We start from the raw sequence: 11,620 nt of genomic DNA, 5'->3' as shown, positions 1-11,620 counted from the left end.
GCAGCCGAAAAGCGACGTCCGCAGTAGGTCGACGATTTTTTCACAGGCTCTCAGCGCAACGCTTAAAGTTTTCGATTCCCAACCCGCTAAATAGAGTAGACACATTATCGAATCACTGGATGAATCGGGCTCGTATGCGTTAGCGGTATGCGGGCCTGTGTTTTTCAACCCGATACCGATACGTTACACAAGGAGGTCCACGGAGAAAATTTGTTATGGTTATAAAGCGCAATCTACACAATATTGATATCGCCGTGCGCGTCATGATAGGCGTAGCCCTGGTCTACATCTGCTTTATTGACACCGATTATATCGGCAACGATGTGGTGAGATGGTTGCTGGGAATCTATGGCATCGTGAACCTCATCTCCGCCTCGCTGCGCTCCTGCCCTATTTACGCGCTCGCCGGCATCAGCACCTTTCGCCAATAATTCCACCTGCACCCCCGATCATTTTCATGTCATTTCGCGCCAAGCTGATCCTTTCATTCATCTCCGTCATCCTGCTAATCGTGATGATATTCAGCGCCGTGGCCTATACCAGCGCGCGCGATTACACGCGACAAAACGGACAGATTCTGGTCCACAAGGAAAACCTGCGACTCATCAGCCAGCTTGGGCAACAAACCCCCAGCCTGGAGCAGATCCAGCAGCTGTTCCCTGCCGGCAAACACACTGACCAGCTCTACATTATCATCGACAGCCAGACTGACGAGATCGCCAGCGAGGGAAAAAACTCCACGGCGATTCAGCTGCAACAAAAGGTAGCGCAAAAGATCCTGTCGGCGAAGAACCGGGCCATGCTGAACCCGGATTCATCTGGCCACAATGATGGTGTCATCAGCTTCAACGATGAAGAATATCTGTGGGCAAGCGATGCCATCCCCAACACCTCGTACAAACTCATCAGCATCTACCGTCACACCGAAAACAATATCCGACATTTCCTGGATTATATCGGCATGCCTCTGGGCATCACCCTGTTTATCGGAATCTGGATCGCAGTATGGGCCTCCGCCATTCTTGCCAATCTGTTTCAGAAAATTGACGACACCAATCTGCAACTGAAATTTCAGGCCCATCACGACCCGCTGACGCAACTGCCCAATCGTGACGCCCTTTCTTACGTGACCCAGCAGGCCATCGAATCGGCCAGGAGCGCGGAGGGAGAGTTAATCTTTTGCCTCATCGACATCGAGGCCTTGAAGGATATTAACGACTCACTGGGCCATGAAAACGGCGACATCCTTCTGAACCTGATATCGCAACGCCTAAAAGGTTCACTACGTTCGTCCGACCACATCGGCCGGTTTGGCGGCAACAAATTTGCCGTTATCCTCAATCACACAGAGACAGGGAACATTGAGGCCATCAGCAACAAGCTGCTGGAGAATTTCGAGGCCACCTTTGAGATAAGCAATCACAGCCTTTATGTGCGCGCCATACTGGGCATCTCCATCTTCCCCAACCACGCTGACAACAGCCAGATCCTCATTCAGAAGGCGGAAACCGCGCTACACAAGGCACGCAAGATGGCCCTGGACTTTGCCATATACGATACCAGCCTGGACAAGAATAATGCGGATCGTCTGCGACTCACGCATGACCTGCGCGGTGCGATTCACGACGACGCACTGAAACTGTATTACCAGCCCCAGCTCGATATCCGCAGCGGCACCATCAAAAGTGTCGAAGCACTGGCTCGCTGGATACATCCGACCCAGGGGTTTGTTCCACCGGATGTGTTTATCGAGATCGCGGAACACGCCGGCCTGATCCAGTCGCTGACCGACTGGGTGTTGCGCACTGCAATCAGGCAATGTGCCGAATGGCAAAAGATAGGCCTGCACATCACCGTATCGGTAAATCTTTCCGCGCGGAATCTGCACGACGAAACTCTCGGCACCCAGGTTTCCAACCTGCTCAATTACTGGAACGTAAAACCCGAACAGCTGTGCCTGGAAATCACCGAAACCTCGATGATGGCAGACCCGGAACACGCACGAACTGTGCTGGATGGCCTGGACAACCTTGGCGTCAGAATATCGATCGATGACTTTGGCACAGGCTATTCGTCGTTAGCGTATTTAAAACAGCTGCCGGTGGACGAGCTGAAGGTCGACAAATCCTTTGTATTGAATATGTCGAACGATGAAAGCGACGCCTCTATTGTGCGCGCCACGGTCAGTCTCGCGCATGATCTTGGATTAGAGGTAGTCGCCGAAGGCGTGGAAGACCAGGCTGCTCAAGATGAGTTGCAAAAACTGGGGTGTGAACTTATCCAGGGTTACCACTTCGCCAGACCCATGCCGGAAACAGACCTCACACCGATGTTGATTGCCAATAGCGCCAGCAATGATGAACATAAACCCATGCACAGCGCAGCCAGCCTTCAGCCAGGCACCAGTTAAGCGGGCCTTTTATATAACTACAGGTATGCGCCTTACCAGCCGAATCTCTGCAGGCCCTACGTCGGCCTGATAGGCGATAGCCTCAACGCCTGCCGCCATTGCCTCGCGCAGCACACGCCCATATTCACTATCAATCTCATCCGCCGGTCGCAGCTCGACGCAGTCGGCACGCTGCACACAAAAAAAGATGACCGCGCGCATCCCGGCCTCGACCATGGCCATTAATTCACGCAGATGCTTTACGCCCCGCACGGTGACCGCATCCGGAAAATAGGCGACACCCCGCGTGGCCAGGGTGACGTTTTTCACCTCAACATAACAGGCTGGCCTGCTGTCTGTTTCTGGCGTTTCCAGTAACAAGTCAACCCGGCTCCTTTGCCGCCCATAATTCACCTCGCGCCGCATCGTGGCATAGCTTCCCAGCTCGGACACCACGCCGGATTCAATGGCCTCGGCGACCAGATGATTGCTGCGCAGCGTATTAATGCCACACAACACGCCGGGCTCGACCTCTACCATCTCCCAGGTATGGGCGTATTTTCGTTTGGGATTGTCCGCGCGGCTCAGCCAGACTCGGCTGCCCGGTGTGCTGCAGCCCGTCATCGCGCCGGTATTTGAGGTGTGTGCTGTCAGCACTTCGCCATCGGCCAGGGCCACATCCAGCAAAAAGCGCTTATAGCGCTGGATCAGCCGACCTTCGAGCAGGTCATGAGGAAGCTTCAAGGAGTATTAAGAAAAGCTGAAAAGTGAAAAAAGCTGTGGGGATAACGCCGGGCCCATTAGCACCGGCCCGGCGATACCCGTTCCGCCTTTTATTTTGCCATCGCCAGCAGCAGCTCATTCATCCGCTTCACAAAGCTTGCGGGATCGTCCAGTTGACCGCCTTCCGCCAGCAATGCCTGATCGAACAGCACCTGGGTCAGGGCGGTAAACTGGGACTCGTCGGCCTCGTCCTTTAATCTCAGTACCAGCGGATGCTCCGGGTTCAGTTCAAACACGGGCCTGTTCTCGGGTATCTTCTGGCCGGCCGATTTCAGGATGCGTTCCAGATTGGCGCTCATGTCACTTTCCCGGGTTACCAGGCAGGCCGGCGAGGTCGTCAAGCGATGCGTAATCCGCACATCACTGACGCTGTCGCCCAGCGCCGCCTTGACCCGCGCAATAATGTCCTCGAAGGCCTTGCCGATCTCTTCCTGTGCGGATTTCTCGGTCTCGTCTTCCAGCTCACCCAGATTCAGTTCACCCTGGGCCACCGACTTCAGCGGCTTGCCCTCAAACTCGGTCAGGGAACTGACCAGCCATTCATCCACCCGATCGGTTAACAGCAGGACCTCGATGCCTTTCTTGCGAAAGATCTCAAGATGGGGGCTGTTCTTGGCGGCGGCGAAACTCTCCGCGGTCACGAAATAGATGGCCTCCTGCGCCGGCTTCATGCGGCCCATATAATCGGCCAGCGACACCTCCTGCGTTGGGCTGTCGGTGTGGGTGCTGGAGAAGCGCAACAGCTTGGCAATGCGTCCCTGATTGGCGAAGTCCTCGCCCGGCCCTTCCTTCATGACCAGCCCGAACTCCTTCCAGAAGCGCGCGTATTTCTCGGCATCATCCTTGGCCATGACTTCCAGCAGGCCGAGCACCTTCTTGATGGAACCGGCGCGGATGTTATCGATTGCCTTATTGTGTTGCAGGATTTCACGCGACACATTCAGCGGCAGGTCGTTTGAGTCGATCACCCCGCGAATAAAGCGCAGGTAATTGGGCATCAGCTGGTCAGCGTCGTCCATGATGAACACGCGACGCACATACAACTTGATACCGTGCCGCTGTTCCCTGTCCCACAGATCAAATGGCGCGCGACCAGGAATATAGAGCAATGAGGTGTACTCATATTTGCCCTCCACACGGCTATGGGTGTGCGCCAGCGGTTCCTCAAAATCGTGGGCGACATGCTTATAGAACTCGGCGTACTCCTCCTCCGTGATCTCGCTACGGGGCCGGGCCCAGAGTGCTGAGGCCCGATTGACGGTCTCCAGCTCCAGCTCGGCCGGCTTGTCCTTGTCGTCGCCAAAATGCTGTTTTTCCATCAGGATCGGCAGGGTGATGTGATCAGAGTATTTGCTGATGATATTGCGCAGCCGCATGCCATTCAGGAATTCATCTTCACCCTCACGCAGATGCAACACCACCTCCGTACCACGCGCCGGCCGGTCCACGGTCTCCAGCGTGTATTCGCCCTCGCCCGCCGATTCCCAGCGCACGCCGTGTTCGGCACCCAGACCCGCCCGGCGGGTGGTCAGTGTGACCCGGTCGGCAATGATAAAGGCGGAGTAGAAACCCACTCCAAACTGGCCGATCAGGTTGCTGTCCTTTGCCTGATCACCGGTCAGCGAGGCAAAAAACTGCGAGGTCCCGGATTTTGCGATGGTGCCGATATGGTCAATAACCTCCAGGCGTGTCATGCCTATGCCATTGTCGCTGATGGTGACCGTGCGGGCGTCCTTATCAAAGGCGACCTGGATAGCAAATTCCGAATCGCCCTCAAACAGGGCGTCATCCGAGAGCCCTTCAAAACGCAGCTTGTCCACGGCATCTGACGCATTCGAGATCAGCTCCCGCAGGAATATCTCCTTGTTGCTGTAGAGTGAGTGAATCATCAGGTGCAGCAATTGCTTTACCTCAGTCTGGAATCCCAAGGTTTCTTTGTGCGCTTCAACTGTCATGACTCTATGCTCCCGATTACTTTTAACGATTCGATAATGGATAAAATTGGATGATTGAACTGTGGCGCCCCACGACGACCAAAGGTATTCACCGCCGGGCTGGCGACATATTGTGCCAAGCTGGCCCACTGGTGCCAAGGCAAGGCTCGGCTGCGCTCATATTGCGCGCTTAAAACATGGACGAATATTGGGGCAGAAAAGAATATGACAACCGCTGAACGCAAAAAAACTGCGGGCGGATTTGATCGCAACGGCACTTTTGGCCGGACCTACGAGAGGGATAGGTTGCATCGGCCGGCAGCCGGCGGTTATTTCCGGGCGGCGATCTTGGCCCTTAACAGAAAGCGGCGAAATTCGCGTAACTCATCCTCGTCCGCGGGACAAAAGGTCACGGCGGCCCCATCCTCCTGCAAGCGCACCAGCCTTGCGCACAGTCGAAAATGCCTAGCTTGCGAGCGGGGGCGGGCATGAAACACGAGATCGATTTCGGTTGTGGTGATGATCGGCAGTTGCTTCGCCGGAAGAAATGCGCCCTGCAATCCGATGTTGCTGGTTCTGCAGCGGAACATGCCATTTAGCGCCTGCTCACGAAAATGGACCTCCGTATCAAGCGCGAGCGTGTGACGGTCGCCTGCACGCTGCTCGAGGCGGGGCGCCTCCGCAACTCGTCTGTCCCTGTCCCCTGCCTGTATATCCATATACGCCCCCAATCATCTGATCTGGCCGGTTATCGTATCGGGCTTTAGCGGCAAATGCCAGCGGCTCCACGAAGCCCTGCCGACCTACCTGTTGATGCCCTATTGGGTGCTGACGAAAATCGGCAAACGGGCACCTCCGCCTTTGCGGGACAGAGACCGTCAGCTGACGCGTGCCATAAGCACGCAGAGAGATTACTTTTTCAGATACTTCTGTCGATAATCGGCGGCCAGCTTCTGGGCCTCTTTGAGCTGCTTTTCCGACAGAAAACTTGCCACCCTCGCCTTGGCATTGTGCTCACGCCCTCCACGCATGTGGCTCGCCAGATCCAGCCATGCATAGGCCTGTACATCATTCTGAGCGACCCCGGCCCCCTTGTAATACATGATGCCGACATTCGCCACGCCGGCCTCATAGCCCTTTTCCGCCGCCTTGCGGTACCAGGAAAGTGCCCCCGGCAGATCGCGCTTCACCCCCTGACCGATATGCAGCATAACGGCCACGGCCGCCTGCGCCTCGGGTATGCCCTTTTCGGCATCTTCCTTAAACTCCGTAAAGGCCTTCGCAAAATTGCCCTTGAGAATCGCCGCCTGTCCCCCGGAGATATCGGCCAGCGCCGGATTACTGGCGAACGCAGTCACACCCAGGAGCAAGGCCAGGAGACAATTTTTCCGACGATTCTTGTGCTGAATGTTCATAGTGTCCACCATCCAATAGGCTTTTATATAACGTGGTATTCGGCCAGCGATGCCCGCCAACGCGATTCCCGAGACCGGGCGAGACCGGCAATTAATTATAGGGGGCAGTTTACGATATCTGCGGCCGAATTTCGCCCATGGTTACTCTGTCTATCGACCACGGAAGCTTGAACGTTAACGTTGTTACGGGCGCGCCGAATTCGATGCGGCCGATGGAGATGCTGAGTCAGGAGGGAGGCGCCTGGTCCAACAGCACCAAAACAGGAAGAAAGCAGGAAGGAAGTCAAAAATGGTGCCGACGCACGGACTCGAACCGCGAACCTACGCATTACAAGTGCGTTGCACTACCAATTGTGCTACGTCGGCATGTTGAACTGCGGCGCTATTGTAGGCATTTGCCCCCATCAACGCAACGGCAGGAGGGCCAATTCCCGGCCACCCGATAATGCGTTTTAGAGCACGCTTATAGACACTTGCGCTGCGTCAAACTGGCCTCGGAGAAGCCCTCTGCCATCTCGGTCAATTCCGCGATGATCGCGGTCTTGTCGCCTGGCACCGACATATCCAGCCACGATTGTTCGCTCACCCGGTACTGTGTCTCGAACTCGGCCTTCAGGCCCAGCTCATGAACCTGCTTCAAGCGATCCTCCGCCGCCTCCCTGCTTTTAAACAGCCCGAGGGAAATGGCATTTTGGTGACTGCCTTTGCCCATGATAAACAGATCCGTCAGGTCCTTTTTCTGCAGTTCCGTCACTTTTCGTTTTGCGGCCTGGTAGCTTGTCGATGGCGGAAGGTAGACCCAGTAGCCCTTTGGCGTACGCTGCGATTCCTGGCGCCGCTCAACGCTGATGCCCAGTGTGCTGGCGGCCTCAACGGCGCGCTCCGCCAAGTCGGGATCGTCAAAGGGCCCAAAGGTAAAACAGGCGGCCTCGGCGGATTTTTGTGGCTGCTGTGGTGGCGGGTTAACAGGTGGTTGCAGCGGGCTTGCCAGGACTAGCGCTACCGCTGTCGGTTCCGTCTTCTTCGCCACCCGCGGGGATGGCTGCTCTGTGCTCGAAGCGTCGGGTTCGGGCTCCGCTTCGCCACCACCCAGGCCCCGCTCGCGCAACAGCACTAAGGACACCGCGCCCGCCGGCAGCGTCGGTTGCGCCAGCAGGACCGATGTCTTCGCATCATCCTCGGCACTGCCCTGATAATAAAAATAGGCCAGGTTGAGCAGCACAAGCAGCAGGAAAATCGCCTTCATCGCTGTTCAACCCAGGTATTGCGTACTACTGATAGCATCAATCATGGTTTCCTGTATGGCGGGTACCGATAGATGACACACGGTTCTCGGCGGCAATGATCGCCAGCCCCTTGAGCACCCAGTCGGGTTCCAGCATGGCAGTATCGGGCAGCCCCGGTAGCAGCCAGTTTGCATTGCCTCCGGTCAGCACACAGATCGGTTCTACGCCCAGCTCATCCCGGCAATGTTGCAGCATCTGCTGCACGCTGCCGCGCATCGCGGCAATAATGCCGGCCTGTACGGCATCCGCGGTATTTCTGACGGCAAAGGGTGATAGCTCAGGCCGTTTACTGGCAAGAATTCCATGGGTATTTTCGACCAGGCTTGCCAACATCATCTCCATGCCGGGAATGATCATACCACCGGCATGCCTCCCCTCTGCGGTCAGCACATCCAGCGTCAGTGCCGTGCCGCAATCAATAACGCAGCTTACACCGTCACAATGGTGGCGTGCCGCGACCAACGCCACCCAGCGGTCTGCACCCAATTGCGCAGGCTGCTCATAGGCACAGCGCACCCCAAAGGCCGCGGATTGCGCCACTACCTTTTTTATCGTCAGCGACGCCCTTTCCTGAACCCGGTCATGCGCCTGGTGTTTGCATTCCTGTATCGACACCATGGCCCACACTGCGGCTTCCAGTTTCTCCCCCGCCACATTGCACAATATCACCTCGGCAAGTGGCCACTCCGCACTCACCAGACTGCCAAGCTCCGCATCCAGCTGGGCAGCAAGGGTCAGCCATTCATAACTGAGCGCCCCCTGCCGCGACAGCTGACCCTGCTCGCAGAATGCCCATTTCAGGCGCGAGTTACCGGCATCCAGTAACAGGGTCTTCATTTTACGTTGTGTCCCCTGGCTGGCACTGCTCGCAGCGACACCTCACCACTGTGATATCGCTGTACACCCTCGGTTGTCACCAGTATCAGTGCGCCCGTTTCATCAACGCCGCGCGCAATGCCATGGATATTGCCCTGCGCAGAGTTCAGCACTACCTCACAATCGGCAAATACATCGTAGCTCGCCCACTCCTTCAAAAAGGGCGACAACCCTCCGATTTCAAACTCCCGCAGCACATCGATCAGGTGACAAATCAATTGCGACGCCAGGTGATTGCGGGGCACCGGCTGCCCAAGCTCTGACTCAAGGTCTGTCCAGGGCTGATCCAGCGCCGCCATTGCCTGGCCTCCCGCTCGTACATTCAGCCCCACCCCGATCACCACTGCGCAGGGTCCGGCGGCCTCTCCCGATACTTCCAGTAAAATTCCCGCCAGTTTCTTGCCGTTCACCAAAATATCATTGGGCCATTTAACCCCGGCTGAGCGTAATCCAAGCGCCGCTAGCGCGCGCATGACGGCAACGGCAACAACCAGGCTCAATCCACCCAGCTGTGAAGCCCCCGCGCTGAATTGCCACAGCAGGGAAAAATATAGGTTGCCACCAAACGGTGATACCCAGCGCCTGCCACGCCGACCCCGCCCCGCAGTTTGTTGCTCCGCAAGGCAGGCATGGGCGGTCTGAGGGCTGTTTTTTGCGACGTCCAATAAATAGGCGTTGGTCGACTCGATGTCGTGAAAAACATCCAGCTGCTGTAAATATTCAGGCGCATTGTTTCGCTCTGCAATCTCATCCAGCAAGGCAAGAATCTGATCTCGGTTCAACAGCTCCAAAGCTTCGGCGAGCCGATACCCCTTGCCGCGTACTGAATAAATTGACAGGCCATTTTGTTGCAGGGATCGTATCGCCTTCCAGACCGCCGTGCGGGTGCGACCTGTCTGCTGCCCCAGCGCCGTACCGGAATGAAACTGGCCATCAGCCAGCTGTAATATAAGGATTTGTTCGAGGGCGTTCATGCGGGCAAGCTTATCGTAGTGTGGGTGACACCGTGCATGTCAACACCATCATCAGCAGTGCTGGGCTATTCCATTTCTGCCGGTGGCAAATTATCCAGCGAATCCTGGAGCACATAAGCATTGATGCCATGCTGGGACAACAAATAGGTGGCGATCGAACTACGACGGCCTGAGTCACAATAAATCAAATATCCCCGGGCACGATCCAGCTTTTCCAGCTTATTCCGCAACAAGGGTAGAGGGATATTGAAGCTTTTCTTAATATGCCGGGCCTGATATTCCGCTGGCAGCCGCACATCAATCCATACCGCACCATCCGCGATCAAATTCCGGCCTTCGTTGTACGTTATCCATTTCAGCAACGGCTCATTGAGCAACTCCAGGAAATCAGTTTTTGACAGACTCATCAATACACCATCGGATTCCATTACGATGCTGGCATTGCGCTTACCGCCCGAGATCAGCGACTCTTCACCAAAATTATCACCCGCCTTTAGCCTGGCCAGGACCATCCCCTCAGGATTTTTCCGCGTTTTACGGATCACCCGGCAATGACCGTCACGAATAATATAAAAGTGTTCACCCTCTTCGCCCTGACGGATCACCGCTTCTCCGGCTTTAAAATGATGCGTTTGCATGCGAATAAATATGGACTGTATGTTGCCGGGAGGAATGCGTTGAAATACCTGCGCCTGAAGCAGCTTGGCCATCCAGTCGCCCTCGTCGCCGGAGTCATCCAGATCCTGTACCTCATAGCCCCCGGACTGATCCCAGGTCAACATGATGTCCAGACTGTTTGAGTCGACCTTTACACACACCACATCCGATAGCGCTAATGCCGTATGTTGATAGGCATTTCCCTGCTCCAATGGCAGCTTGGCGAGACGGGTGCCGCCTTTAATCTTTTTTACGCTTTTATTATCAACCAGCAATTCCACATCGCCGGACATCACATACACGATGCTGTCAGCTGCATCCCCTTGCGAAAAGACCAGCTGTCCCCTGGTTACCGTACAAACTTCCGACTGCTTGAGCAATTCTCGACAATGCTCCATACCCAGCGCCTTAATAGGCACGAGGGAAGCAAATTCAATCAGATCAATTGTGTCGTCAGACATCCAGGAAACCATTCAATAAAGTCAGCGGTACAAATATACTCTGACAGCAACACGGGCAGGAGTACGAACAACGCCCGTCATCATAATTAGTGCGAGAAATTCTACCCTATTTCCTGCGTCGATTTTCTTATTTTCCGTACGAATACGGCTTTCACTGCATCCGCAAGCATACAATTCTGCATCTAACTGTGGAATGCCCAGGGGGCATACCTACAAAAAATTACGCGCCCTTATGTTATCGGCAATGAGCCCGGAAATACTAAGGAAAAATTACAGCTCGGCATAAACTGTGGTAGGCACCCTTTTTAGCCTGCGCCCAAAGAAAAACCCCTGACACTTTCGTATCAGGGGTTTTTGTAATAAAACCTGGCGGTGTCCTACTTTCACATGGGGAGACCCCACACTATCATCGGCGCTAAAGTGTTTCACTTCCGAGTTCGAGATGGGATCGGGTGGTACCACTTCGCTATGGCCGCCAGGAAAACTGTTTGTAGTCCGAGTAAAATACTCGACCTACGAATTGGGAAGTTAGTTTGCTTTTACCTAGCTAAGGCTTATGTTGTATCCGTCAGCTTACCTATAACCACTCAATCAAACTACTTGGGTGTTATATGGTCAAGCCTCACGGTCAATTAGTACTGGTTAGCTTCACACATTACTGCGCTTCCACACCCAGCCTATCAACGTCGTAGTCTTCGACGGACCTTTAGGGAGCTCAAGGCTCCAGTGAGATCTAATCTTGGGAGGGGCTTCCCGCTTAGATGCTTTCAGCGGTTATCCTGTCCGAACTTAGCTACCCGGCAATGCCACTGGCGTGACAACCGGAACACCAGAGGTTCGTCCAC

General features: G+C 55.2%; 10 protein-coding genes, 1 tRNA gene and 2 rRNA genes. 2 read left to right on the top strand and 11 right to left on the bottom strand.

Features of this window, described 5'->3' with window-relative positions:
* Positions 1-215 precede the first annotated feature (215 nt).
* Both RRB22_15225 and RRB22_15220 read left to right on the top strand, forming a co-directional pair.
* On the top strand, positions 216-431 hold the full coding sequence (locus RRB22_15225) for a DUF2892 domain-containing protein (protein ID MDT8385755.1): 216 nt from the start codon (positions 216-218) through the stop codon (positions 429-431).
* A 26-nt stretch (positions 432-457) separates the two neighbouring features.
* Positions 458-2,410 carry a bifunctional diguanylate cyclase/phosphodiesterase gene (locus RRB22_15220; GenBank protein MDT8385754.1) on the top strand — a complete coding sequence of 651 codons (1,953 nt, stop codon included), beginning with the start codon at positions 458-460 and terminating at the stop codon, positions 2,408-2,410.
* A gap of 9 nt (positions 2,411-2,419) precedes the next feature.
* Here RRB22_15220 and sfsA read toward each other — a convergent pair whose 3' ends face one another.
* From sfsA to RRB22_15165, 11 genes are all read right to left on the bottom strand, one after another.
* Positions 2,420-3,133, bottom strand: a complete 714-nt coding sequence (gene sfsA / locus RRB22_15215; GenBank protein MDT8385753.1) for a DNA/RNA nuclease SfsA — start codon at positions 3,131-3,133, stop codon at positions 2,420-2,422.
* An 89-nt stretch (positions 3,134-3,222) separates the two neighbouring features.
* Positions 3,223-5,127: a molecular chaperone HtpG gene (gene htpG, locus RRB22_15210; GenBank protein ID MDT8385752.1), complete on the bottom strand. Its 1,905-nt coding sequence runs from the start codon at positions 5,125-5,127 to the stop codon at positions 3,223-3,225.
* A 308-nt stretch (positions 5,128-5,435) separates the two neighbouring features.
* Positions 5,436-5,825 (bottom strand): PilZ domain-containing protein, encoded by a 390-nt coding sequence (locus RRB22_15205; protein MDT8385751.1) that lies wholly within the window; start codon positions 5,823-5,825, stop codon positions 5,436-5,438.
* A 192-nt stretch (positions 5,826-6,017) separates the two neighbouring features.
* Positions 6,018-6,521, bottom strand: a complete 504-nt coding sequence (locus tag RRB22_15200) for a tetratricopeptide repeat protein (GenBank protein ID MDT8385750.1) — start codon at positions 6,519-6,521, stop codon at positions 6,018-6,020.
* A gap of 290 nt (positions 6,522-6,811) precedes the next feature.
* A tRNA-Thr gene (locus RRB22_15195) sits at positions 6,812-6,887 on the bottom strand.
* A 97-nt stretch (positions 6,888-6,984) separates the two neighbouring features.
* Positions 6,985-7,767 carry an SPOR domain-containing protein gene (locus tag RRB22_15190; GenBank protein MDT8385749.1) on the bottom strand — a complete coding sequence of 261 codons (783 nt, stop codon included), beginning with the start codon at positions 7,765-7,767 and terminating at the stop codon, positions 6,985-6,987.
* 37 nt (positions 7,768-7,804) lie between these two features.
* On the bottom strand, positions 7,805-8,644 hold the full coding sequence (locus tag RRB22_15185) for a type III pantothenate kinase (GenBank protein MDT8385748.1): 840 nt from the start codon (positions 8,642-8,644) through the stop codon (positions 7,805-7,807).
* The gene (birA, locus tag RRB22_15180; GenBank protein ID MDT8385747.1) at positions 8,641-9,657 is read right to left on the bottom strand and encodes a bifunctional biotin--[acetyl-CoA-carboxylase] ligase/biotin operon repressor BirA; all 1,017 of its coding nucleotides are present in this window, start codon (positions 9,655-9,657) and stop codon (positions 8,641-8,643) included. The genes RRB22_15185 and birA overlap by 4 nt, the downstream gene beginning before the upstream one ends.
* 65 nt (positions 9,658-9,722) lie before the next feature.
* Positions 9,723-10,775, bottom strand: a complete 1,053-nt coding sequence (locus RRB22_15175) for a cyclic nucleotide-binding domain-containing protein (protein ID MDT8385746.1) — start codon at positions 10,773-10,775, stop codon at positions 9,723-9,725.
* Between the two features lie 364 nt (positions 10,776-11,139).
* Positions 11,140-11,255 (bottom strand): 5S ribosomal RNA (gene rrf, locus RRB22_15170).
* A gap of 131 nt (positions 11,256-11,386) precedes the next feature.
* Positions 11,387-11,620: ribosomal RNA gene (locus RRB22_15165) — 23S ribosomal RNA — on the bottom strand; the annotation flags it as partial.

The organism is Gammaproteobacteria bacterium (genome assembly GCA_032250735.1).
In the GTDB taxonomy this organism is placed as follows: domain Bacteria; phylum Pseudomonadota; class Gammaproteobacteria; order SZUA-152; family SZUA-152; genus SZUA-152.
This window is presented reverse-complemented; position numbering and strand designations above follow the sequence as displayed.